The 25,422-nt window shown below is 43.1% G+C and carries 18 protein-coding genes; 10 read left to right on the top strand and 8 right to left on the bottom strand.

Features of this window, described 5'->3' with window-relative positions; all coding sequences use genetic code 11:
- Positions 1-5 precede the first annotated feature (5 nt).
- The 6 genes from HMPREF1535_RS23520 to HMPREF1535_RS23495 form a co-directional block, all read right to left on the bottom strand.
- Entirely contained in the window at positions 6-1,868 is a 1,863-nt protein-coding gene (locus tag HMPREF1535_RS23520) for an FAD-dependent oxidoreductase (protein ID WP_046147790.1), read from the bottom strand.
- Positions 1,861-4,161, bottom strand: coding sequence for a hypothetical protein (locus HMPREF1535_RS23515; RefSeq protein ID WP_148499132.1), 2,301 nt, complete (start codon positions 4,159-4,161; stop codon positions 1,861-1,863). The genes HMPREF1535_RS23520 and HMPREF1535_RS23515 overlap by 8 nt, the downstream gene beginning before the upstream one ends.
- 159 nt (positions 4,162-4,320) lie before the next feature.
- Positions 4,321-6,051 carry a RagB/SusD family nutrient uptake outer membrane protein gene (locus tag HMPREF1535_RS23510; RefSeq protein WP_046147880.1) on the bottom strand — a complete coding sequence of 577 codons (1,731 nt, stop codon included), beginning with the start codon at positions 6,049-6,051 and terminating at the stop codon, positions 4,321-4,323.
- A 12-nt stretch (positions 6,052-6,063) separates the two neighbouring features.
- Positions 6,064-9,354, bottom strand: a complete 3,291-nt coding sequence (locus HMPREF1535_RS23505; RefSeq protein WP_244275705.1) for a TonB-dependent receptor — start codon at positions 9,352-9,354, stop codon at positions 6,064-6,066.
- 193 nt (positions 9,355-9,547) lie between these two features.
- Positions 9,548-10,531, bottom strand: coding sequence for a FecR family protein (locus HMPREF1535_RS23500; RefSeq protein WP_010800303.1), 984 nt, complete (start codon positions 10,529-10,531; stop codon positions 9,548-9,550).
- A 64-nt stretch (positions 10,532-10,595) separates the two neighbouring features.
- Positions 10,596-11,135: an RNA polymerase sigma factor gene (locus HMPREF1535_RS23495; RefSeq protein ID WP_046147878.1), complete on the bottom strand. Its 540-nt coding sequence runs from the start codon at positions 11,133-11,135 to the stop codon at positions 10,596-10,598.
- Positions 11,136-11,449: 314 nt separating this feature from the next.
- Here HMPREF1535_RS23495 and argR point away from each other — a divergent pair, with 314 nt between their 5' ends.
- From argR to HMPREF1535_RS23455, 8 genes are all read left to right on the top strand, one after another.
- On the top strand, positions 11,450-11,893 hold the full coding sequence (gene argR, locus HMPREF1535_RS23490; RefSeq protein WP_044215257.1) for an arginine repressor: 444 nt from the start codon (positions 11,450-11,452) through the stop codon (positions 11,891-11,893).
- 66 nt (positions 11,894-11,959) lie between these two features.
- Positions 11,960-12,553, top strand: coding sequence for a GNAT family N-acetyltransferase (locus HMPREF1535_RS23485; RefSeq protein ID WP_007653699.1), 594 nt, complete (start codon positions 11,960-11,962; stop codon positions 12,551-12,553).
- A gap of 62 nt (positions 12,554-12,615) precedes the next feature.
- Complete coding sequence (locus tag HMPREF1535_RS23480) at positions 12,616-13,815, top strand: argininosuccinate synthase (protein WP_007653701.1); 1,200 nt, start codon at positions 12,616-12,618, stop codon at positions 13,813-13,815.
- The gene (gene argC / locus HMPREF1535_RS23475) at positions 13,812-14,780 is read left to right on the top strand and encodes an N-acetyl-gamma-glutamyl-phosphate reductase (RefSeq protein ID WP_010800306.1); all 969 of its coding nucleotides are present in this window, start codon (positions 13,812-13,814) and stop codon (positions 14,778-14,780) included. Before HMPREF1535_RS23480 ends, argC begins: the two co-directional genes overlap by 4 nt.
- Positions 14,781-14,873: 93 nt before the next feature.
- Positions 14,874-16,001, top strand: a complete 1,128-nt coding sequence (locus HMPREF1535_RS23470) for an aspartate aminotransferase family protein (RefSeq protein ID WP_046147788.1) — start codon at positions 14,874-14,876, stop codon at positions 15,999-16,001.
- 312 nt (positions 16,002-16,313) lie between these two features.
- Complete coding sequence (locus HMPREF1535_RS23465; protein WP_046147787.1) at positions 16,314-18,548, top strand: S9 family peptidase; 2,235 nt, start codon at positions 16,314-16,316, stop codon at positions 18,546-18,548.
- 27 nt (positions 18,549-18,575) lie between these two features.
- Positions 18,576-20,432, top strand: a complete 1,857-nt coding sequence (locus HMPREF1535_RS23460) for a mechanosensitive ion channel family protein (RefSeq protein WP_046147786.1) — start codon at positions 18,576-18,578, stop codon at positions 20,430-20,432.
- A 98-nt stretch (positions 20,433-20,530) separates the two neighbouring features.
- A complete protein-coding gene (locus HMPREF1535_RS23455; RefSeq protein ID WP_007653707.1) occupies positions 20,531-21,088 on the top strand; it encodes a copper resistance protein NlpE N-terminal domain-containing protein in 558 nt (185 codons plus the stop codon).
- 104 nt (positions 21,089-21,192) lie between these two features.
- On the opposite strand, the gene HMPREF1535_RS23450 is transcribed toward HMPREF1535_RS23455, so the two are convergent.
- Positions 21,193-22,380: a C1 family peptidase gene (locus HMPREF1535_RS23450; protein ID WP_370449595.1), complete on the bottom strand. Its 1,188-nt coding sequence runs from the start codon at positions 22,378-22,380 to the stop codon at positions 21,193-21,195.
- A 141-nt stretch (positions 22,381-22,521) separates the two neighbouring features.
- Between HMPREF1535_RS23450 and proC the strand changes: the two genes are divergently transcribed.
- Positions 22,522-23,325 carry a pyrroline-5-carboxylate reductase gene (proC, locus tag HMPREF1535_RS23445; RefSeq protein ID WP_007653711.1) on the top strand — a complete coding sequence of 268 codons (804 nt, stop codon included), beginning with the start codon at positions 22,522-22,524 and terminating at the stop codon, positions 23,323-23,325.
- A gap of 30 nt (positions 23,326-23,355) precedes the next feature.
- Here the strand turns inward: proC and HMPREF1535_RS25920 are convergent, their stop codons facing one another.
- Positions 23,356-23,520 (bottom strand): hypothetical protein, encoded by a 165-nt coding sequence (locus tag HMPREF1535_RS25920; protein ID WP_154278159.1) that lies wholly within the window; start codon positions 23,518-23,520, stop codon positions 23,356-23,358.
- A gap of 465 nt (positions 23,521-23,985) precedes the next feature.
- Here HMPREF1535_RS25920 and HMPREF1535_RS23440 point away from each other — a divergent pair, with 465 nt between their 5' ends.
- Positions 23,986-24,897 (top strand): HEPN domain-containing protein, encoded by a 912-nt coding sequence (locus HMPREF1535_RS23440; RefSeq protein WP_046147785.1) that lies wholly within the window; start codon positions 23,986-23,988, stop codon positions 24,895-24,897.
- Positions 24,898-25,422: the final 525 nt, after the last annotated feature.

Raw genomic sequence — 25,422 nt, 5'->3', positions numbered from 1 at the left:
TTGTTCTATTTTTTCGGACCCAATGTTTCCCCTTGATTGTACATTTGATTATTAGGAAGCTCCGATTTAGAAATACCTTTTTCCATCAGCACCTTCAACTTGTCAAAATACGACGGATAGATAGCGCGAGGAGAAACCCCATTCTGTTTACATAAAGAGGCCGCCATTCCGATCACTTCTCCTAATATACCGGTAGTTCTCATCACCCGAACCGTTCCCAGCGCGACATGAGTAACACTGATGTTACGCCCCGCCATAAACAAATTATCAATATTCCTCGAATAAAGACAACGATAGGGAACCGGATAAGGGTGTATCTTTTTCATTTCACAAATAGATTTAAACTCCTTTCCCGGAAAATGGGCTGTATTATCCGGATCCGGATAATGCAAATCAATCGTCCAGGTAGTAGATCCTGTTGCGTCCGGATATTTCACAAAATCAACCAAATCATTCTCCGTTAAAATATGATCACCGATCAAACGACGTGACTCTCTTTTTCCGGCAATATAAGCAACCCATTTCAATGAACGGTTAGTATACTTTTCCTTTAATGAATAGGAATTTTTAAGGAAAGACCAGTTTGAGTATACAACCAATAACCCATAATCGCGAATATATTCCGCGTCATTTACCTGATCCTTATTCATTCCGGTTTCCCAGGTCCATTCTCCCATCATCACCTTTTCGGCACTCTTTTCATTAAATTCCACACCATAATTAAAATCAGGGAAAATCGAACTCTGTGAATCTTCTTCTGAATACCATTGTACCGATGCCCCCATCGTCATTTTATCAGCCTGCACAGGAGCGGTCGGTTCATTATATTCAGACCTAGCCTCCCGACCGGAACGATATTCTGCAGAAGCCATAAATCCGAGGTTGGCATCTCCCGTACAATCTGCAAATAGCGGAGCAGTAAGAACCATTTCCTGATTCGTTTCAATATTACGTATGAAAACTTTGGTAATCCGGCTATCTTTCGTCTCCACATCAAATGCCCTGCAAGAAGCATACAAAGTTATATTCTTTTCCTGCTTAATCGCATTCATTTTTTTTTCATCTTCATAATAATTCCCAGGTTGGGCATTACCTCCTTTCAAAGGGCCAAACTCTTTTTGCAAACTACCTAAAGCCGTATAAGGACCCGCCTCTATACGACCTCCCAGATGAACTCTGACTTCCGAACTATTATTTCCCCCCAAAACCGGGCGATCATGGACCAAAGCGACCTTACATCCTAAGCGAGCAGCAGAAATGGCTGCGCTCATACCTGCAATTCCTCCTCCTACAACCACAAAATCAAACTTTTCCGCAGAAGGTGTTTTCTTTGTCAAATTCAATTTCCGATACCGCATTTCAGATAAAGTTTTTACATCTGCCGCCGGAATATCATTCTCATCCATTGTAAAATAGATGGCATCACAACGTCCATTGAAACCACTCAAATCGTGCAAGGCTAGTCTATTCTTCTTCTGTTTTACTTCTACAATGCCAGCTTTCTGCCACATCCATCGGTCACCCGTAACTCCTAATACGGCAGAAAAGGTTTCTCCGTTCAATTTCAACCGAAATTTGCCCGGTCCCTCTCCATTATACCAGGGCGATGTCCAATTATATGTGCGTACATATACATGATAGACTCCTGTCTTATCAAAATTAATTTCAGTCTCCGCATCTTCAACCGGTTGTCCCATACCATGAGCCATCAAATAACTGGATCCCATCTGATCCATAAACTGCTGGTCAACAACCCAACCACCTTTATTATCGAATCCTTCAGCCTCGACCCACAAATCCGCCGAATAAATGTATTCCGGAATAAAAGCAAATAATGCCACTAATAAAATATATGTTATTCTATTCATCTAATTTAATTTTTAAAAGATACATACTGTATGGCCTGATATCCAATGGAACAACAAGCTTTTTCCCATTTACTGTCAACATTCTTTTTTCTACCGGAATCGAATTTAATATTTCAGCTTCTTCATCCGTAAAATCTATATAATAACGATCAGCTCCCCGGGTTAATGGCAAAGTCTGACATTTCTCCTGCCGTAAAATTTCCAGCGATTTTTTCTCCTCCGGATCAATCGATTCTATTTCCACAAGGACATTTTTTCCTTCAAACATTTCCGGAATATCTTTCAACACGATCTTTGCATCCGGAAAAGCCAAAGGAGTTGCCTTCTCATAAAAGATAGAAGGTGAAGCAGTCCAAACCAGGATGCGATATTCATTTTTATCTGCTGTCGCCTGACTATACAACCCATATCCATCTTTATCATAAGGATATGAAACAGATGGTATCATCTTATCGAATAAGGAGTTGCGAAGAATCATCCCCTTTGCATAAGGAGAAATCACATTCTGATTTCCATAAGTAAGTAATCCAAAGTGGAATCCTCCTCCTGTTATCGGTAAAAAGTTCCCCTCTTCTTTTAAGTACCAATAGTGTACAGTCGAAGCAAAGCAAGCCATCGCCGCTTCCTTTCTGCAAGCTCCCTCCATATCCGACAGGTCTTCGATCGTAGAAGGTTCCGCAAGCCCGGATTCATCCACAAGAATTTTCAAATCAGGCAAAATATCATATTTCGCTAATATTTCATTGATTTTTGATTTGAAACCTTGTGCTATATTGGGAGCTGTCCCCGGAAACAAATAATTATGCCAGGTAATGTAGTCCAATCGTTTATCCGGATTTGTATCCGCCCGATAACGTTTCAGAAAACCATCGATAAAATCCCAATGATAAGGAGTATTGGAACCCAACCCTGCGACTTCCACCTGTTCCTTCTTTTTCAATCCTTTGCTAACATTATTTACTGCTTTGTACAAGCATTTAAAAATACTATAATGTGCATCCATATGGCATTCACTGCCACTAATATTATCATATTCATAAGGCATCTGCACAATTTTTAGTTGCGGACAGACTTTTTTTGCGTGAGCTATCGCAGTTTGATACCCTAATGTTAAATCCTCCCAGGAATACCCGGGAATACCTTCTTCCGGCAATGGGATCGTCCCCATTTTAGATGCTACTTTATATGCCTTTGTAACAGGAGATATCTGCATATCCAACACCACTTCATCCGCAGTCAAAGCCGCAACTTTCAGCCATTGGTCCATATAAACAATATCAGCACTGTCAAGTAAAGCTGGATTGTCCTCTTTCCAGGGCAACTGATGGTGTTGATACCGAAAAAGGGAGAAATTACCCTTCATTTGCCCCGTCACAGACAAGGCCATTTTTTCAATTTTGTCTGTAACTTCACCATATTGGTAGTCTTTAACCGGATTTCCGGAATAAGCCTGTACACGCCTTTCTCCCCGATCCCATGAAAAAACTTTCGCATTACAGGATACTTCTATCGTTCCCTCTTTATCCAAACCGGCAGATACACGCTTAACCTTTTCATCCCACTTTTCCAGGTTCTCTATATGCCGCCTGTATCCCTCTTCCAACTTCGTTTCCGTTAAACCGGATTCTTTCCATGCATTATCAGCATCCGTCTTACTCAAATCCTCCCATAAAGATCCGATGCACATACTTGACTCAATATCCATATGATGTGTCAACGAATTAAACTCAAAGACCATACGATTCCCATATTTCAATAAAGTCGGATAAACCCTGACATACAATACCCCCATGACCTTTGTCACAGGACGTTCATTCGGAGAAGTATCAATCCGTAATGCCTTAAACGAGACTTTCAAATTACCACTGGTTGCCTCCACGACCTTTTTAGGGTACAAATTCATTACGATTGTCTCGCTTTCCTGTCCCGTCACAGTTAAAGAAAAAGACAGACGTTCTTCAGAACCAATCCCATAACTCAATGGTATGACAAATGTCTTTGCATAACCGGAATGGCTGAATGGTACTAAATCGCTTATACAACGTATAGTCCGGGCATAAGGTGATCCTCCTCTAAACAAGAGACTCACTCCATGAATCGTCCTGTCTTGCCAGTCTTTATAAGCTCCAGACCACAAAAGACCATCATACCAGGCGTATCTTCCTTTTGTGACATCTTCCAGATCTGTACGGGAAGACCTGTTAATCGGATATTCACTGTAACCGAATCTCCATCGAAATTGAACATTAGCATCTCCTCTCAGATATGAACTTTCCAAATTTTGAGACTGCATAGCAATATTTATAAAAAGCAGAAAACCGGAGAGAAAAATGAATTTATAGAAATATCCCATTCTGTTATATTAAATGTTATCAAATAAAATATTTAAGTGAACACAGAAAATTGAGCATTAATCTGCAATTTTCTGTGTTCCTTGAATCAAAACCTATTATCAATAACCCGGATTCTGACCGAGTGTTATGCCAAAACGGGCATAGGTATCTATTTCCTGCTGAGGAATCGGGCACAAATAATCCCGTGAAGAATTGAATACACGAACTGCATTCGGGAAACGAGCATCGGTATTCAAATCATATTGGCTTGCTATTCCGCTATAGGAAACGAAACCGTCTTCATCAATTTGAGGTATGCCAGTAGCTGTTTCAGTATCCAATATTCGACCGTAAATAGTAACCGGCATTACTTTCTCTGCGATCTTCCACCGTCGGATATCAAACAAACGGAAACCTTCATCTGCTAACTCTACTTTTCTTTCACGCTGGATAATCGTTTTCAACTTTGCCACATCCATAGTCGTAATAGCCGGATAATCAGCTGTTGCAGAAACATCTACTCCATAAGCACGGGCACGAACTCTATTTATGGCAGTCAACACTGACTCATCAACCTCTCCTTGCATGATTTTTGCTTCCGCGTAGGTCAATAAAATCTCGGCATATCTCATCAGGATAAAGTTATGATCATCCCAGGATTGAATTTTTACCTGCGTTTCTTCTATCGTATTTTTCTTCCATAAATAGCCACAGAAAGCTGCCGGCCAGGAAACTGTACGACAATCACTGTTAGATCCGCCGATTGCCCCATTTACCAAACGATAAGTCGTACTGTCCGGATGGCTTTCAAAAATCATACCAGCCCATTCACTTTGCGGAGTAATTATAGAGGCTTTTAAACGAGGATCCCTGTTCTCAAAGGGGCGTTTCGGACTATACACTTTCGACTTGTCGATTGTTTCACCATCAATACATTCGTAAGAATCGACCATAGACTGAGTAGGTACCATTACACTGACAGCCCCTTTATTACGTGATCCCTGAGTTACAGAAAACTGCGTAATATAATATTCATATTTAAACGGCATGATAAACATAATCTCTGCAGATGCTTGTCCGGCTAATTGGAACAATTCTCCGTAATTTGCATGAAGGCTATACCCAAAAGCCTGTTCATTATCCATAATCTCTTTAGTCGATGCCGCAGCCTCTGCATAATATCCATTATACAACGAGATACGGGCATGTAACCCTAGAGCAGCTCCCTTTGTAATACGTTCCGGCTCACCTTTCCATGAATAAGGAAGCACTTCTGCCGCTTTTTTCAAATCTGCGAGGATTTGATCAATTATAACCTTTTTCGATTCACGTGGAATCAGTCCTTCTGTCGGAACTTTTATTACTTTATTCAAAAATGGGACATCACCAAAAAGCTCAGTGAGATACATATAATGAAACGCCCTTATAAACAAAGCCTGCGCTTCAATCTGCTTATATATGGTTTCAGACACGACATCCTTGGATCGTACCATATTTTCCAACAATGCATTTGCTCGGGCAATACCTTTATAATGATCCGAGTAAATTGTGAGAAAACCTCCGTTAGTCGAACTTTGTGTTCCTTGTCCCTGATTCATCATAGCAGAACAAACACCCCTGGACACACCGATATCCGTCGCTCCATTATCCATCGCAACCATAAGAGGTATCTTATAATCAGTTGTCAAACGCAATGAATTATAAGTTCCATTAAGTGCCAGGTTCAATTCTTCTTCATTTTTATAAAAAACATCGTCAACCGGCTCTGTCAGAGATTCCAAATCCAAAATATTATTTTCACAAGAAGAAAATCCGACAACCAACAATAATAACAGCTTATATATTTTCATAATATTCTTCATTTAAAAGGATAAATCAATACCAAATGTATAACTCTTAGCAACAGGATAGATCGCTCCCTGCGAATCATTCGGAACAACCGGATCGATCCCCTGCGGAAGGCTATCAAAGGTCAATAAATTCTGCCCGGAGAAATATACTCTTAAGTTCTTGATAAATACTTTGCTCAAGAGCTGTTTCGGCAACGTATAACCCAATGTTACATTTCTCACTCTCAGGTAAGAAGCATTGAACAACCATGTGTTACTTGCCTGCACATCATTACTACCAAAGCTCGTTGCCTCCAGAATAGGGAACTTTGCATTTGAGTTTTCAGGAGTCCAACATTCTTTGACATGCCATTCCTGAAGTTTACCAGCATTAAACAAAGGATAAACAAGATCGCCACCTAAAAGGACATCACGTTTACCTACTCCCTGCAATGCAATCGCAAGGTCAAATCCCTTATAACCGGCAGTCAAATCAATTCCAAAAGTATATCTTGGAAACGGATCGCCTAATATAACTCTGTCATCCGCATTGATCACGCCGTCGCTTGCATCCATCACACCATCTCCATCGGTATCGACGGTCAATTGGTCTTTATAATGGAGATTACCAGGTTTTAAAGTACCAAATTGGCTGGGCGCCCCATTTATTTCTTCCTGCGATTGGAAAATACCTTCAGTTTCATAACCATAAATGGAATTGATCGGTGCTCCTAACCGGATAATAGAATTTCCCGTAATAATCATCTCGCTTCCACCCAGATTGGTAACCTCATTTTTCACATCTGATAAATTAATTTTTATGCCATAGTCAAAAGCCGAAACCCGATCTTGCCATCCGACCGTTACATCCCATCCACGGTTTTCTACATTTCCGATATTTTGGATCGGTGCTTCAAGACCCGTTACTACAGGTACCGGTATATTCAACAAAATATCTTTTGTTTTACGAACATAATAATCAGCGGTCAGAGTCAATCTCTGATCCAGCAATCCTGCATCTACTCCAATATTGGTCGTTGCTGTCGTTTCCCACTTGATATTCTTGTTCGCCAGTACTTTCTGGGCTGCTCCGTTTACAATTTGTCCTCCCATCAGATAATTGGCACTACCCAATGCAATAGAAGATGTATAAGGAAAATCACTACCAATTTCTTGGTTACCCAATTTACCCCATGAGGCACGTAATTTCAAATTAGACAAAAACGAAAGATCCTTCATAAAGTTCTCCTCAGAAAGTCTCCACCCCGCAGCAAAAGATGGGAAAATACCCACCCGATTATCCTTCGCAAACCGGGAAGAAGCATCTCGTCTCAGATTTGCTTCAAACAGGTAACGGTCCTTATAGGAATAATTGACACGTCCGAAATATGAGACTAACGCATTATGAGTCGCTGTTCCGGAGTTTGAATCATATTCTTCCGAACCGGCATTAAGCACTTCATAATCCTGCAAAACATAATATTGCCGCCCGGCAGAAAACATCTCATAGTTATACTTGATAAACTCATATCCTCCCAACACAGAAAAACTATGATCTTTAAGCGTCTTTGTATAAGAAACTACAGCGTTGAAACTCTGACTGAACGGACGCTCGTTTGTCTGCGTAAAGCTATTAGGATCTCCCTTTTTCCGGATCGTCTTAGTATCCCAGTCCATCACTTGCTCGTATGTCTTAGATGCTCTTTTTACATAAATATCTTCATAGGAGGGTGCATATAAGACTGAGATATTCATCCCATCGAAAGGCCGGTAGTTCGCTTTCAACAAACCTCTGAATTCATTATAAAGTCTTTTGTTATAACCGCCAGCCCGTACCTGCGCTATCGGGTTTCCTCCGGAGAAACCATCCCCCCAGGTACCATCTGAATAGACTGCAGGATAATTAGGCGCAATTCTGAACGCATCCCGTACAACAGCCGTCAATGTAGCATTAGATGCATTTTGCTCTGACCGGCTAAAAGCCAAATCAAAATTAATATCAAATTTGTCCGATAACTTCAAATCTGAATTAAATCGTCCATTGTAACGCTTAAAACCATAATTGACAATATCAGCTCCCTGATCCGTAAAAGAGACTGAAGCCAAAACCTTCGCCTTATCAGAACCTCCGCTAACATTCAGGTTATGATATTGTTGAAAGTTCGTTTCACTAAACAGCAAGCCAACCCAATCAGTATCCGGATATCGGTCCGGGTCTGTCTTCATACCCGCCCGATAAGCATCAATTGTCGCCTGATCGGAACCTGTATACTTCAAATAATCAAGAGCACCTAAGAACGAAGGAAGATTCGTCGGGTTCTGCCACCCCAGATAGTTCTTATAATTTACCGAAACACCTCCTTCTTTTGCTCTCTTCGTGGTAACTAATATAACTCCATTTGAAGCACGTGAGCCATAAATCGCAGCAGATGCAGCATCTTTCAATACCGAAATATTTTCGATATCATTTCCATCTATCGTATTAATATCTCCTTCCACGCCGTCAATCAAAATTAAAGGATCATTAGACGCACTGATCGAGCCCATACCGCGAATACGCAAAATCGCCTTATCTTCTCCCGGCTGTCCGCTCTCCTGAATAGCAGTCAAACCTGGAGCAAGTCCAACTAATGCCTGCGAAGCTTGTGCTACCGGTTGTTTTGCCAATCGATCACCACTCACAGATTCTACGGCCCCAGTCAAGTTTACCTTCTTCTGTGTACCATAACCGACCACCACGACTTCATCCAGCAACTCGGTATCTTCCGTCAGGACAACATCATACGTTGACTTATCCGTAAGTTTGAATTCTTTCGAAGCATATCCGATATAGGATACTTCAAGAATATTATGGCTTGAAACATCTATGGAAAAACGTCCGTCAAAGTCCGTAACTGTTCCATTTGTCGTGCCTTTTTCCACCACGTTTGCTCCTATAATCGGTTCGCCGGTTACATCTTTTACCACGCCTGTAACACGCCGGCCCTGTTGTAATACTACGGGCGAAACATTCCCCTTCTTTTCCATCGGATTGATCAGGATAAAATTATTCTCCGTAATTTCATATTGGATTCCTTCCTGTTCAAAAAGACGTTTTAAAACCGTTTCGACAGATTGGTCTTTCACACGGACAGATACTATTTTGTCCAAATTAATTTTCCCACTTTCATATATAAAACGAAAATCAGATTGATTTTCGATCAGGAAAAGAACTTCCTTTATCGATTGGTTCTTAACATCCAACGATAACTTCGTGTTTTGAGAATAAACAGTTGCAGATATATTAAGTGAGAATACAATCAAAAGTAATGTCGTTAATCTCATAATAGATAATATCTTTTTAAGGGTCGGATAAAAAACCGACTCTAACTTATTGAAAAAATTCATATATTTGTAAATTGATTATTAGTTAACTATTAGTGTTGCAAGCACTAATTTTATGATCAGACTTATAACGGGAGATGTTTCCAGCATTTCCCGTTTTGTGTATTCATGGTTCTTTACTTCATAGGCAATTCTATTTAGAGGTTATACTTATATTTTTTCCTGTCACATGATAGCGTATCTTACTCAGGCGGGACAATGCATTCATTACATCCGTTACGGTTTCTTCCTGTATGACCCCATTATAACGAATATTTTCCCCTAGCCCCGGTTGGAGCATAATCTTCACATCATACCATCTTTCCAGATATTTACAAACAACCGATAACGGCATATCCTCCATATATAACTTATTATCCAACCATCCATAAGAATGAGATAATATACCTTCCACTTGTTTGATCTTATTTGCTTGTTTATCAAAAACGGCCATTTCTCCCGGCTTCATGACCAACTTATCGCTTCCACTATCCAGTTCAATGCACCCTTCCACCAATGAAGCCTGAATAACCGGATCGTCCACATAAGCCTGTAGGTTGAAAGAAGTCCCCCAAACTTTCACACTCAATCCACCTGCCATTTTTATGACAAACGGGGATTTACTTTTAGATACATCAAAAAAACCTTCTCCCTGGAAACTTACTTCCCGTATTTTCTCCTTCGGATCATATAAATAAGTAATCTCCGACCCGGAATTCAGTTTTACCACCGATCCGTCCGGTAAAACAATTTCCGAACGGTTTCCGTAATCAGCATTCATGCTTACCAGCACCTCCGTATTCTTTTCAAAAACCCCCATAAAAGAAAGGGCAAACATAATCAGCAAGGAAGCAGCCACTCCGGAAATTACATAAGATATATTCTTTAAATACGTCCGGGTATTTATCTGCTGTCCGTTTATCATATTAATTTTCTCCCATGCCAGATCAGAGTCATAGGCATTGGGTTCTGTATAAGAGCCCGATGCCTTCCATATTTTCTTATATTGCTCAAATTCTTTTTGATTAGATACATCTTCAGCTAACCATTCCGACAATACAGGAGATATGGCTTTTTCTTCTCCGTCATCCAGTAAATAGTCTATGATGTGATCTTTTATATTTTTTTGCTCTTCCATAAATCATGCTTTTAATATATGACACAACAAATAAAAAAAGGTCCTATTCAGGACCCGAAAAAAATTATATTCCTTTTAACTCCAAGCATCTCTTTAGTTTCTGAAGCGACGACCATATCTGATTTTTGATTGTTTTTACCGAGATTTGGAGTTTTTCTGATATTTCCTTCTGTTTCAGTCCTTTTATACGGTGAAGCAACAACACTTCCCTGCTACGATCCGGGAGGCGATCTATACAATCGTAGACTGCTATCCGAAATTCTTCGATTTCAACTCTGTTTTCTTCATAAGATAATTGGTCCTTGCTTTCCGATAAGTTATTAAAATAAACTTTTGACCTGAGTTGATTCAATGCCAGGTGTTTAGCCATACGATAGAGATAGCCGCTTACATTTTCTTTAATTTCAATCTTTTCCCGATTCTTCCATATCTTCAGAAAAAGTTCCTGCACAACATCTTCCGCATCACTTTTATCCATGAGCAGACTATACACATATTGACAGAGGCGAGCATAATAACGTTCGAACAGTTTATTATAACTAACGTAATCACCTCTCCCAATTGCTTCAATCAGCTTTTCATCTGTGGTAGTTGTATCCGACATTTCTTCCGGTTTATTTCCTTTGCGCCCAAATATACGATAAATTTTGGAAATCAATTTTTTATAACTAAGAAAAGCAGCAACTACGAATTACCTTCACATTATTCATACAATCCTCAAAAATATTTCACCCTAACGGAACAGTTGTTTTTACGAATACAAAATTATCATTTCTTTATAAGAATAGAACAATTCCAAAGGCATTTTTGCTCAACAGATATACAGTATAAATAATTATACAAAAAAACCGTCCCTACATGTATATTTATTCAATTATTCGCTTTATATTTGCAACCGTTTTGCATAAATATACAAACATGAGTACAAAAAAGGAACGATTGGATGCTATTTGCCGTATCATACAAACAAAGGCTATATGTAACCAGGAAGAGCTGCTGAAAGAATTGGAAGCCAGCGGATTTCAGGTGACACAAGCTACTTTGTCGCGCGACATAAAGCAGCTGAAAGTGGCCAAAGTACATGATGCGAACGGCGATTATGTATATTGTCTGCCCGATTATTCAGCTTTGATACAGCCGAACAAGGTGCAGACAGAACATCATCCGAACATCGAATTTTCCGGAAATCTGGCAGTAGTCAAGACACGTCCGGGATATGCGATGGGGATCGCATCCGACATCGACACCCATGCCCCGCACGAGATACTGGGTACGATTGCCGGAGACGACACCATCCTGATCATCCCCCGCGAAGGGATCAGCAGGGACCGGATAGTAAAAGCATTATCACATTTTATATAAGGGCGATTAAGGGAGACAACGGTTCTTCCGTTTATAAACAAAAGAAGACAAAGAACAATCGGAAAAATGAAACAAGAAACAGAAATCGATGTAATGATTGCTGACGCCTCTCACGAAATATACGTAGACAAGATATTGACTACCATTGAAGAGGCGGCCAAAGTGCGTGGAACAGGTATCGCTAAGCGTACGCATGAATATGTGGCCCAGAAAATGATTGAAGGGAAAGCGGTCATTGCGCTGGCCGGGGATCAGTTTGCAGGTTTCAGCTATATAGAATCGTGGGGCAACAAGCAGTATGTGACGACCTCCGGTTTAATTGTTCATCCGGATTTCCGTGGTTTGGGTATTGCCAAACGGATCAAGGATATGACGTTTCAACTGGCCCGCATGCGTTGGCCGAAGGCTAAGATTTTCAGTCTTACGTCCGGTGCGGCAGTAATGAAAATGAATACGGAACTGGGATACGTGCCGGTTACCTTTTCCGATCTGACGGACGACGAATCGTTCTGGCGCGGTTGCAACGGTTGCATAAACCATGATATTCTGGAGCGCACGAACCGGAAATATTGCATCTGTACGGCGATGTTGTTCGACCCTGCCGACCCGCACCGTGCGAAACGGGAAGCAGACGAAAGAGAAAAAAATAATAATAAATAATAAAGGAGGCCCGTAGGGGCGTTTCGCGAAACGCCCTTACCCCCCACAAAAACAGACAGACAATGAAAAAGAAAGTAGTAGTTGCATTCAGCGGAGGTTTGGACACCTCATTTACCGTTATGTACCTTGCCAAAGAAAAAGGGTATGAAGTATATGCCGCTTGCGCTAATACAGGCGGATTCAGCGAAGAACAACTGAAACAGAACGAAGAAAACGCCTACAAACTGGGCGCAACCAAATATGTAACTATCGACGTTACAAAGGAATACTACGAAAAGAGTTTGAAGTATATGGTATTCGGTAACGTTTTGCGTAACGGAACCTACCCTATCTCAGTAAGCTCCGAACGTATCTTCCAGGCTTTGGCCATCGCACGTTATGCCAATGAGATCGGTGCAGACGCTATCGCTCACGGTTCGACCGGTGCCGGTAACGACCAGATACGTTTCGACATGACATTCCTGGTGCTGGCTCCAAACGTAGAAATCATCACATTGACACGCGACATGGCGCTGACCCGCGACTACGAAATCAATTACCTGAAAGAACATGGTTTCGTTGCCGACTTCACCAAACTGAAATACTCTTATAATGTAGGTTTGTGGGGAACTTCTATCTGCGGCGGTGAAATTCTGGATTCTGCCCAGGGATTACCCGAAAGTGCTTACCTGAAACAGGTAGAAAAGACCGGTAGCGAAGAACTGCGTATCGAATTTAAAAAGGGTGAGATCCATGCTGTCAACGGTGAGGTATTCGAAGACAAGATCGCTGCTATCCAGAAGGTGGAAGAGATCGGAGCAGCTTACGGCATCGGCCGCGATATGCACGTCGGCGACACAATCATCGGTATTAAGGGCCGTGTAGGATTCGAAGCTGCCGCCCCCATGCTGATCATCGGTGCACACCGTTTCCTTGAAAAATATACATTAAGCAAATGGCAGCAGTATTGGAAAGACCAGGTAGCCAACTGGTACGGCATGTTCCTGCACGAAAGCCAGTACCTGGAACCGGTTATGCGCGACATCGAAGCCATGTTGCAGGAATCACAGCGTAACGTAAACGGTACGGCTATCCTTGAACTGCGTCCGCTGTCCTTCTCTACCGTAGGCGTCGAGTCGGAAGACGACCTGGTGAAGACTAAATTCGGTGAATACGGTGAAATGCAGAAAGGCTGGACGGCAGAAGATGCCAAAGGCTTTATCAAAGTAACTTCTACACCGCTGCGTGTTTATTATAACAACCATAAGGACGAAGAAATATGATTAAGATCGGAATTATAGGTGGTGCGGGATATACGGCAGGCGAATTGATTCGTCTGCTGTTGAATCACCCGGACGCCGAGATTACATTTGTGAATAGTACCAGCAACGCCGGCAACCTGATCACTGACGTTCACGGCGGACTGTTCGGAGAAACCGATATGCGTTTCACCGACCAACTCCCGCTGGACAGCATCGACCTTCTGTTCTTCTGTACCGCTCATGGCGATACAAAAAAATTCATGGAAAGCCATACTGTTCCCGACAACGTGAAGATCATCGACCTCAGCATGGATTACCGTATCGAAAGCGATGAACACGATTTCGTTTACGGCCTGCCCGAACTGAACCGACGACGTATCTGCAAGTCCCGACACATTGCAAACCCCGGTTGTTTTGCCACTTGTATCCAGTTAGCCGTTTTGCCGCTGGCCAAACATCTGATGTTAAACTCGGAGTTGCATGTGAATGCGATCACCGGTTCCACGGGAGCCGGCGTAAAGCCTTCATCAACATCTCATTTCAGTTGGCGAAACGATAACATTTCGATCTATAAACCATTCACGCACCAGCATTTGGCTGAGATAGGCCAGAGCCTGCGTCAATTACAGAATAGTTTCGAAAGCAATATCAACTTCATTCCGGTGCGTGGTAATTTCTCCCGTGGTATTTTTGCAACGACTTATATCGACTGCAAGGTGGGACTGGATGAAATCCGCCGTATTTACGAAGAGTATTACGATGATCATTCATTCACGTTCATCACCGACAAGAACCCGGATCTGAAACAGGTAGTCAACACCAACAAGTGCCTCCTGTATCTTCAGAAATACGACAACAAACTGCTGATCATTTCCATGATCGACAACTTGTTGAAAGGCGCCAGCGGACAAGCGGTGCATAATATGAACCTGCTGTTCGGTTTGGAAGAGACTGTAGGACTGCATCTCAAGCCTTCGGCTTTTTAATAATTAACCAATGTGCCAATATGCCGATGTGCCAATCAGGAAATACTATTCATTGGCATATTGGCATATTGGCAAATTAACACATTATTCATCATGAATTTATTCGACGTATATCCTTTATTTAATATAGAGATTGTAAAAGGCAAAGGATGCCATGTATGGGATACGGAAGGTACTGAATACCTCGACCTGTACGGCGGACATGCCGTTATCTCCGTCGGTCACAGCCACCCTACTTATGTAGCTGCTATCACCGACCAAGTAAACAAACTGGGATTCTATTCCAACTCGGTCATCAACAGCCTGCAACAAAAACTGGCAGACAAGCTCGGTAAAGCATCCGGTTATGATGACTACTCACTGTTCCTGATCAACTCAGGTGCCGAAGCAAATGAAAATGCGCTGAAACTGGCTTCTTTCCATAATGGCAAGAAACGGGTGATCGCTTTCAAGCATGCTTTCCACGGACGTACTTCGGCTGCGGTTCGCGTAACGGACAATCCGAAAATCATTGCCCCGGTCAATGAAGACCTGGCAGTGACCTATCTGCCACTGAACGATTCGGCAGCCGTTGAAGCTGAATTGCAGAAAGGAGATGTATCTTCCGTAATCATCGAAGGTATCCAGGGTGTCGGCGGTATCCAGCTTCCGACAGACGACTTTATGAAGGAACTGCGTGCCCTGTGTACAAAATATGAGGCTTGCCTGATTCTGGACGAAATCCAATCCGGTTACGGACGTAGCGGTAAATTCTTCGCCCACCAGTATGCCGGTATCAAACCGGACCTGATCACAGTGGCTAAAGGCATCGGCAACGGTTTCCCGATGAGCGGATTGCTGATCAGTCCGATGTTCAAACCCGTTTACGGTATGTTGGGAACCACTTTCGGTGGTAACCATCTGGCTTGTGCGGCTGCTATCGCCGTTTTGGAAATCATGGAAAATGAAAAGCTGATCGACAATGCCGCACAGGTTGGTAACTTCCTGATTGAAGAATTACACAAACTGCCGGGTATTAAGGAAATCAGAGGACGCGGCCTGATGATCGGTATCGAGTTTGAAGAATCTATTAAAGAAGTGCGCAGCAAACTGCTCTTCGAAGAAAAGGTATTCACAGGAGTGGCCGGCACCAATACGATCCGTCTGCTTCCGCCGCTTTGCCTGACAATGGACGAAGCGAAAGAATTCCTTACCCGTTTCAAAAAAGTACTCAATGCTTAATTAGTTCTTTATTATAAAGAAGGCCGCCAACGGAATTTCCGAAGGCGGCCTTCTTGCTTTATTTTATCTCCTGTACTTTCGCGGCAGCAACGACACCACTTTCGAGGATACCGCGAAAGCTGTTTCGAGGGTGGCGCGAAAGGCTTGTTGCGGCATCAGCAACCGTTCCTTTCGCGCCACCCGCAACCGCTCCTTTCGCGTCACCCGCAACCTCTTTTGAAGCCGCAATGATAATAATAAAGAGTTTCCCCTTTGTTATCTCAAAGAACTTTACGTTATTTGTATGTTCAGAAACAAATACAATAAATACAAATGAAACTAAATAAGCTGATTGTTGCCGCCGCTATTACTATTTTTTGCAGTAATCTGTGTACCGCACAAAAATCATTGGATTTAGAAGATGTACTGAGTGGGAAACTTATCCGGACAAAAGGCGTTGGTGCCATGAACTGGATGAAAGACGGGGAACGTTACAGCCGCCTCGAACCAAACAAGGAAGAAGGAGGAATGGATGTCGTAGCCTACCGCGCCAAAGACAATGCCCGCGAAGTAATTATCCCCTCTACTATGTTTACAGATAAATCGACCGGCAAGAAAATTGCCATGGGAAGAATATCGTGGAGTGATGACAATGATAAAGTACTGATCTACAACAATACGCAGCGTGTATGGCGCTACGATACCCGTGGTGATTACTGGGTACTTTCTTTACATGACGGCAACCTGCGCCAACTGGGAAAAGGACTACCCGAATCGTCCATGATGTTCGCCAAATTTTCACCCGACGGAACAAGGGTGGCTTATGTTTCCAACAATAATATATATGTGGAAGACATAAACTCCGGCAAAATCACCCAACTGACCAGCGACGGAAGCAAGACCATCGTAAACGGTACATTCGACTGGGTATATGAAGAGGAATTCAGTTGCCGCGACGGTTTCCGCTGGAGCCCGGACGGCCAATTCATCGCTTACTGGCAAAGCGATACGGAAGGAACCGGCGTATTCGATATTATCAACAACGTCGATTCCATCTATCCCACTATCCTTCATTTCCCCTATCCGAAAGCAGGAACTGCCAACTCGGCCGTAAAAGTCGGATACATCCCGGCAGCAGGAGGAACAACGACCTGGATCGACATTCCCGGAGATCCCCGCAACAACTATATCCCGCGCATGGACTTCATCCCCGAAAGCAATGAACTGTTCATCCAGCAGTTGAACCGGGAACAAAATACCAACAAAGTATGGATCGCCCAAATCGGCAGCGCAACCCCTAAGAATATCTTTACAGACAAAGATGCGGCATGGCTGGACACGAACGATAATATTCAGTGGCTGAAAAACAACCAGTATTTCACCTGGGAAAGCGAACGGAGCGGATGGCGCCACCTGTATCGTGTGAGCCGCGACGGAAAAGAGATCGTCCCCGTTACCAAAGGTGACTTCGACTATATCCAGCCCGTCGGGACCGACCTGCAAAAGGGGCTGGTCTATTTTATCGCTTCACCGGAAAACTATACGCAACGTTACCTCTACAGCGCCAACCTGTTCGGCAAAGGCGAAGTGAAACGGCTGAGTCCGGAAAACCAGCCGGGACAGCACCGCTACAACATGTCTCCGACCGGAAAATGGGCCGTACATACCTACAGCAACTCGGTAACCCCTCCGGTGACCGACATGGTTTCATTCCCGAAAAATCAATCCGTACGCATCCTCGAAGATAATGCAGAGGCCAAGAAACAATACGATGCCCTGGGGCTGAACCCGAAAGAGTTTGTCAAAGCCAGATCGGGCGACCTGCTACTGGACGTATGCATGATCAAGCCCGTCAATTTCGACCCTTCAAAGAAATATCCGGTCATCATCGAAGTCTACGGCGAACCAGCCGGCTCGACCGTACAAGACTCATGGGGAGGCGGCGACCTGTGGAATCAATATCTGGTCAACCAGGGATATATCTATGTCAGCATCGAAAACCGCGGGGCCAATGCTCCACGCGGCCGGGAATGGCGCAAGTGCATCTATGGCGAAGTCGGTACCTTTGCATCGGAAGACCAGGCACGGGGCATACAGGACCTGGCACGCCAGTATCCGTTCATCGACCTGTCACGCATCGGCATCAACGGATGGAGCGGTGGTGGCAGCCAGACATTGAACTGCATGTTCCGCTATCCGGAAATATTCCATACGGGCATTGCGATCGCAGCCGTTGCCGACCAGCGTTTATACGATACCGTTTACCAGGAACGCTATATGAACACACCACAGAATAACCCGGAAGGTTACCGCAAAGGTTCCCCTATCTCCTACGCCAAAGGCTTGCAGGGCAACCTGTTGCTGATACACGGAACGGGTGATGATAACGTGCACTACCAGAACTGCGAAATGCTGGTGGACGAACTGGTTAAACATGGCAAAGTATTCAGCCAGATCAGTTATCCGATGCGTAGCCACGGTATCTACGAGCGTGAAGGAACAAGCCTGCACCTACGGAAAAGCATGGCTAAATACTGGCTGGACCATCTACCGGCAGGAGGCAAATAAAACAATTACTAAAAGGGTAGAAACACAATGAAACAGTTGATTTTGTGCATTGCCACTCTATCGGCAATATTCCTTATGCCTTCCCGGGCAACGTCCCAGATCAGGGAAAAGGCGGAAGGATTACTGAATGCCGTTATTACAGAGAATAAAACAAATGATATTCCTGCTGATTCATCGGCAGCGATTGAAGATAAACTCCGCCAGGATTCCATCAGGATGCAGGAGCTCGAACTTCAACTACAGGAGATGAAGTTGAACGAAATCGTACTCCGGAACGAGTTGAGTGACGCGCTGAACAAGCATATCACCACCGACTCGCTGAAAAAAGAAGAACAGCGCCGCAGCATCGACTCGCTACGGACACTGACACCCGGTGTTCATCTGATCATCGACAATGATACCCTCCTCACTTTTTATGCCAAACGAGGAGGTGTCTCGGCCTATGACCGGGCAGAAAATGCCGTCAACATGATCCAGAAAATAGGTAAAAACCTAAGCCTGAAAGCAGATTCAGTCTACCTGTTTAACAGTGAATACCAGACAGATGTCATGTACGGGGAAAAAGTGATCCTCAGTGTGACGGATCAGGACGCCCTTTGGCTGAATACGGAAAGGGAAAAGCTAGCCAAAGAGTATCAGTCTGTTGTCAATAATAAGATCCTGGAGTTAAAAAAGGAACACAGTATACTTCAGATTGCCAAACGGGTTGCCTTGTTCATCCTGGTACTGGTCGTCCAGTATTTCCTGTTCAAACTGACCAACTATCTGTTCAGGAAACTCCGCCGCCGGATTATCTGGCTGAAACAAAACAAGCTCAAATCCATTACCATACGGGATTATGAGTTTCTGAATACCCACCGGCAAGGCAGGATACTCATCTTTCTGAATAATATCCTGCGTTATATTGTCCTGCTGATACAGCTTATGTTCAGTGTACCGATGTTGTTCGCCATATTCCCACAGACGGAACACCTGGCAATGAGACTGTTCACTTATATCATAGAACCGATCAAAATGGTCCTTAAATCGGTTATTGAATATATCCCCAACCTGTTCATTATCATTGTCATTTATTACTGCGTAAAATACATCATCAAGGGTATTCAGTATATAGCCAATGAGATTGAAAGCGAAAAACTCAAGATCACCGGTTTCTATCCGGACTGGGCGCAACCTTCTTTCAATATCATACGTTTCCTGTTGTACGCGTTTATGATCGCGATGATCTACCCTTATCTGCCCGGCTCCGACTCCGGTGTGTTCCAGGGCATATCCGTCTTCGTCGGGCTGATCGTTTCTTTAGGATCGAGCACGGTCATCGGAAATATCATAGCAGGACTGGTCATCACTTACATGCGGCCATTCAAACTGGGCGACCGTATCAAACTGAACGAAACGACCGGAAACGTAATAGAGAAAACCCCGTTCGTCACCCGTATCCGCACACCTAAAAACGAAGTGGTCACGATCCCGAACTCGTTCATCATGTCGTCACATACGGTTAATTACAGTGCCTCTGCCCGCCAGTTCGGCCTGATCATCCACTCGACAGTCAGCATCGGCTACGATGTCCCCTGGCGTCAAGTCCATCAGTTACTGGTCAACGCTGCGCGATCCACGCCGGGAGTCATGTCACACCCGAAACCCTTCGTTCTGGAAACGGAGTTGCAGGATTACTACCCCTGTTACCAGATAAATGCATATATAAAGGAAGCCGACCAGCTTTCGCAGATCTATTCGGACCTGCATCAGAACATACAGGATGTGTTTAACGAAGCCGGCATCGAGATCATGTCGCCCCACTATTACGCTGAGCGCGACGGAAGTGCCGTCACTATCCCGGCTGAATATCAGCAAAAGCCGGATTCTCCTGATAAAAAGTAAGAAACAGCACATTATATAGTTAAAAAAGTCCTCCTGCAAAACAAAATGCAGGGGGACTTTTGTTATAAGGCAAAGTCACTAATAAAAAATGCAGAATAATGAAAAAGTATTTTATCGCAGTAGCAGCTCTGGCTTTATTGGCTGCATGTAGCGGGAAGAAAACAGCCGAACCCGCTCTTATAGAAGAAGATGTTTATGCAATAAACGAGGCTGCGCCAGGCGCACCGGCTTTGCCTACCGTAACAGGGAAAGCTGCCAAACCGGTCAATATGCGTGATTCGCTGAAAGTAGATCCTAAAAAAGGAAGTGTCATTCAGAAAAAATATAAGGGCACATTCCCGGCAGCAGACGGTCCCGGCATCGTTTATGACCTGACTTTATATTATCAGCAGGATAGCGACGACGGCGTTTACGAAATGGATGCCACTTACCTGGAAGCTGAAAACGGAAAGGATAAAACATTCTCTTCCACCGGTAAACGCAAAGTAAAACATGGAACACCGTCCAACTCCGAAGCAATCGTTTACGAACTGATCCCCAGCGACGGCGACATGGCATTTTACTTCCAGGCAGAAGGCGACAGCCTGACACTATTAAACCAGGAATTACAGAAAGCAGCATCAGATCTGAATTATACGCTGATACTGGTTCCATAAAAAAGCGACCCTATAAAAAAGCACATCTTTGTATAAATAGAAAAGAGGCGCCCCAACTCCTACCGGGAAACGCCTCTTTTTGCTTTTATTTTCAGATAATTGAATTATTTAATTCCTAACTTAGCCTTGATCGCTTTAGGAAGTGCATCTTTATGAACGACAATGTTCATTGTTTTGTAACGTACGAATGCTTTTGATGCATACCAAATACCGTTATATTTGTTGGCTGTACCCCAAGAGTTTTTCACCATGTAATATTCGTTTCCTTCCTGATCTTTGGCAATACCATAAATCTGCATACCGTGGTCGTCAGTAGTTTCCCAGTTATCATAAGCCAACTGGCGTTCTGCCTGTGTACACCATTTCTGCGGTTGCGGTTTCGTATTCAATTTCTTTTCTTCCGGTTTCATCTTCAACCAATGAGCCATGTCAGATCCGCTCAGTTCCTGTACCTTTTCGTTGTCAGGCATAACAGCTACACCGTCGCGGGTAAAGCCGGACTCACTTACGTCGGATCCCCAGGCAATCGTATAACCTGTATTGATCGCATTGTCGAACACTTCCATAAACTCGTCGATCGGCAGGTTGTAAGACAATGCGTGACGCCAGTTATCCTGGATTTCCAGCGAGAACTGCGTATAGAACGGATGATGCGTATAAGAAGTCAACGATACATAATCCGACGGTTTTAATCCTGTAGATTCATAAAATGACTTCGGAGTGTATTCTTTTCCTTTATAAGTAAACTTTTCCGGAGCTTTTCCCAGATAGATTTCATGTACGGCAGCTACAGCCTTTTTCCACAACAGGTTATAATCCTCGTCATACTGGAATTTTTTTACTTTACCGCCAGCCATGGCACCCACCATAGCATCTGTGAGGGCAGACAACTCTCCGTGGTTACTCAATGTATCGCTATACATCACCCCGGGGCGCATTTCTTCTTCCGGCACCAAACCGAAAGCTTCCATTCCGTAAATCACATCATAGAAAGACCCACCCTGCGAGAACGAAGCATCGCCATGAGTGCGGACAGCCATATCGGCACGATCCTGATAAGTGTGGTAAACGGTAAACATCTCCGAAAGATCATATTCTCCCTTTCCCATACGAAGCAATTCAGATTCCAGGAAAGCCATGGTAGAGTAGCACCAGCAAGTACCTGCCCGGTTCTGATTCTTAATGGATGTAATCGGGTTTTCCTTTACTGTTGTAAAAATGAAACCTTCTTCTTTTTCTCCCTCTTTTTCTTGTGCTCCAACATTTGTTGCAGAGAACGCACAAGCCAGCATCAAGCCGGCAACAACAAGTTTCTTCATCTTTTGTTTTCGATTATATTAGCAATTATACATTTTGACGCAAATGTACGGGTTTTATTCCTTTTTTCCATACTTTTGCAACTCATGATTTTACAATTATAAATTAACGGAGACATGAAAATTACGATTATCGGAGCCGGAAGTATCGGCGGTGCCATCGCCCGCGGACTGGCAAAAGGAAATATGTTTAAAGCATCGGACATCACCTGTACGGCACAGTCGCAAGCCACATTGGACAAAATGAAAGCGGCCAATCCAGACTTTGTGTTGTCACTCAACAACATAGAAGCTGTAAAGGGAGCAGACATCATCGTCATAGCAGTAAAGCCCTGGCGGGTGGAAGAGATCATCGACCAGATAAAAGGAGTGCTCGATTACGACAAACAGATCATCGTTTCAGTAGCTGCCGGAATCACCTTCGATACGCTGAATTCTTATCTCACTAAAAACACCAGTTATGAAGACTGGGTTACTCCGGCTCTTTTCCGTATTATGCCCAACACCGCTATCGAGGTATTGAGCAGTATGACTTTCGTCTCCGCCCATAACGCAACACCGGAGCAATCCGACCTGATAATAAATATATTCAATGAGCTTGGCAATGCGATGTTGGTAGAAGAACGCCTGATGGGTGCCGGTACTGCACTGGCTTCCAGCGGTATCGCTTTCGCCCTCCGTTATATCCGTGCTGCTATTGAAGGCGGTGTCGAATTGGGTTTCTATCCGAAGCAGGCACAGGAGATCGTTGTCCATACCGTAAAGGGGGCTACCGACCTGTTATTGGAAAACAAGAGCAATCCGGAAATGGAGATCGACAAGGTTACCACTCCCGGCGGTATTACCATCAAGGGGTTGAATGAAATGGAACTGTCCGGTTTCACCTCTTCTGTCATCAGGGGATTGAAAGCCAGTAAATAAAAAGAGAATTATAAATTGATTCAGAATTTATCAGAAGTGAATGTTACTTTTCTCTTGATAGAAAAGTAACCAAAAGATCAAGGCTGCATCTGCTTCGCTACTCAGCATCCTGCGTTCGCTGTCGTCTGTGAACTCGCTACGCTCAAACAGCACAGCCTCCGGACGCTCTCTACGGATACTTCGCTTTACGCTCACCAGATGAGGCCTTTCATAGAACGCTTTGCGTTCTCTTAAGATTGCCGATACTACCTGTTAAATCCGATAGTTTTTGTTCTATAAGTACCGGTATCAGCCATCCTAAGAGGAAGCAAAGCTTCCTAGGAAAGGCCTAAGCGGGTGAACGTCCGCGTAGGGGGAAGACGAAGCGGTTAAAAAAATCCGTTGTCTGAGCGAAGCGAGTTTCGGATTTTTCAGCGAAGTCTTTCACCGGAGCAGTGAAGCCGGTTAAGCCTTGATCTTTTGACTACTTTTCCATCAAGGGAAAAGTAGGTTCAATTATTTCTAATTTCGGATGTTATGCCATTCGTAAGGAGACTTGTTAATGTAAGAAAAAGTCATGCTACAACGTAGCGAGTAAAAGCTTTATATATTTTGCAGCAAATGTACGGGGGTTATTCCTTTTTTCCATACTTTTGTATGCTATGATAAATGCAAATCCGAATGAAAAAGTCCTTATCCCATTTACCTAAAGAGAAACAGACCGATTTACGTCTGATCGCCCGATATGTAGTCGAAGTTCTTGGTGATCAATGTGAAATGATCATTCTTTATGGTAGTTATGCTCGCGGCAACTACGTAGAGTACGACCAACGGATCGAATTTGGAATACCGACTTACTTCATGAGTGATTTCGATATACTGGTCATCACCCGGAATGATTGCAATAGTAGCGGAATAAGCCGTCAGTTGGAAAAAGTGGAAGATCGTTATTACAAATATAAAGGGATGGGAAGATATGCATTTACGACTCACATCCATTTTATCGATGAAACGATCAAAGACTTTAACAAAGAAATAACAAAAAGCCGCTACTTTTATACAGACATAAAGAAAGAAGGTATCCTGCTATACGATAGTGGTAATTGCAAATTAGCCCGTCGCCGCAAGCTTAATTTTTCCGAGATTGGAGAACTGGGACAAGAATATTATACTACTAAATTTAAATTAGCGACAAGTTTTATGAAAGGGGCTTGTTTTTATTTAAGTGAAAGTGAATTCAATATGGCCGCGTTTCATCTGCATCAGGCTTGCGAGAACTTATACCGTGCTATTATTCTGACATTTACAATGCATACCTATAAAATACATGATTTGGAAGAGTTAATTAAAGCTGCCAAAACACATTCTTTGGAAATAACCAAAGTATTCCCCCGCGATACCGAAGAAGAAATACGATTGTTCAATTTGTTGCTTAAAGCCTACATAGAAGCACGATACAATAAATATTATGCTACAACGAAGGAAGATATAGAAGCCTTAATCCCACGTGTAGAGCATTTAGCAGCGATCACCAAAGAAGTTTGCGAAAATAGAATAAAGGAATATGCGAGTCGTGCCAGAACGACAAACTAACCGGCAGAAGCCGGGAAACTAATTCATTCCTCCCTACTAACTAATTGAAATGTAAGAACTCCTTATTGGCAAGGTGTACAGGATAGCCAGCCAAGGTGTACAGGATAATCCACCAAGGTGTACAGGCTAATCGATTATCCTGTACAGGGTAGTTATACTAAGTAAGGAGTTAACAATTAGTTTATTATAGGGTTTGATTTACTCAGACCGGAAGAGAGCAATAGTTTCAGAAGTGATACATGATAAAACATCTTTTATACACAATGTTTTCAGTATTTATTTGCCATTTGCAATATACTTCTATAATATCCTATCAATAAGCACAATAAGACATGGCAAATAACTATTCTATTTGCCATACTATTTGCCATTTGCCATCATTCCTCTTACGGTTGATTATGGCAAATGACAAATAACATTGCAAACAGAAAAAACATTTGCAATAGTATATATAACTGTTTAACAATGCATTGCATCGGCATATTGCAAATGGCAAACAAAATACCGAAAACATTCTGTGAGTGT

This window comes from Parabacteroides goldsteinii DSM 19448 = WAL 12034 (genome assembly GCF_000969835.1).
GTDB lineage: Bacteria > Bacteroidota > Bacteroidia > Bacteroidales > Tannerellaceae > Parabacteroides > Parabacteroides goldsteinii.
The sequence above is the reverse complement of the archived record's forward strand: the minus strand, read 5'-3'. Positions and strand labels throughout refer to the sequence as shown.

Coding starts and splice junctions, on each gene's coding strand:
- HMPREF1535_RS23520 (WP_046147790.1), bottom strand. CDS start 1,868: ATGAATAGAATAACATATATTTTATTAGTGGCATTATTTGCTTTTATT.
- HMPREF1535_RS23515 (WP_148499132.1), bottom strand. CDS start 4,161: ATGCAGTCTCAAAATTTGGAAAGTTCATATCTGAGAGGAGATGCTAAT.
- HMPREF1535_RS23510 (WP_046147880.1), bottom strand. CDS start 6,051: ATGAAAATATATAAGCTGTTATTATTGTTGGTTGTCGGATTTTCTTCT.
- HMPREF1535_RS23505 (WP_244275705.1), bottom strand. CDS start 9,354: ATGAGATTAACGACATTACTTTTGATTGTATTCTCACTTAATATATCT.
- HMPREF1535_RS23500 (WP_010800303.1), bottom strand. CDS start 10,531: ATGGAAGAGCAAAAAAATATAAAAGATCACATCATAGACTATTTACTG.
- HMPREF1535_RS23495 (WP_046147878.1), bottom strand. CDS start 11,135: ATGTCGGATACAACTACCACAGATGAAAAGCTGATTGAAGCAATTGGG.
- argR (WP_044215257.1), top strand. CDS start 11,450: ATGAGTACAAAAAAGGAACGATTGGATGCTATTTGCCGTATCATACAA.
- HMPREF1535_RS23485 (WP_007653699.1), top strand. CDS start 11,960: ATGAAACAAGAAACAGAAATCGATGTAATGATTGCTGACGCCTCTCAC.
- HMPREF1535_RS23480 (WP_007653701.1), top strand. CDS start 12,616: ATGAAAAAGAAAGTAGTAGTTGCATTCAGCGGAGGTTTGGACACCTCA.
- argC (WP_010800306.1), top strand. CDS start 13,812: ATGATTAAGATCGGAATTATAGGTGGTGCGGGATATACGGCAGGCGAA.
- HMPREF1535_RS23470 (WP_046147788.1), top strand. CDS start 14,874: ATGAATTTATTCGACGTATATCCTTTATTTAATATAGAGATTGTAAAA.
- HMPREF1535_RS23465 (WP_046147787.1), top strand. CDS start 16,314: ATGAAACTAAATAAGCTGATTGTTGCCGCCGCTATTACTATTTTTTGC.
- HMPREF1535_RS23460 (WP_046147786.1), top strand. CDS start 18,576: ATGAAACAGTTGATTTTGTGCATTGCCACTCTATCGGCAATATTCCTT.
- HMPREF1535_RS23455 (WP_007653707.1), top strand. CDS start 20,531: ATGAAAAAGTATTTTATCGCAGTAGCAGCTCTGGCTTTATTGGCTGCA.
- HMPREF1535_RS23450 (WP_370449595.1), bottom strand. CDS start 22,380: ATGCTGGCTTGTGCGTTCTCTGCAACAAATGTTGGAGCACAAGAAAAA.
- proC (WP_007653711.1), top strand. CDS start 22,522: ATGAAAATTACGATTATCGGAGCCGGAAGTATCGGCGGTGCCATCGCC.
- HMPREF1535_RS23440 (WP_046147785.1), top strand. CDS start 23,986: ATGAAAAAGTCCTTATCCCATTTACCTAAAGAGAAACAGACCGATTTA.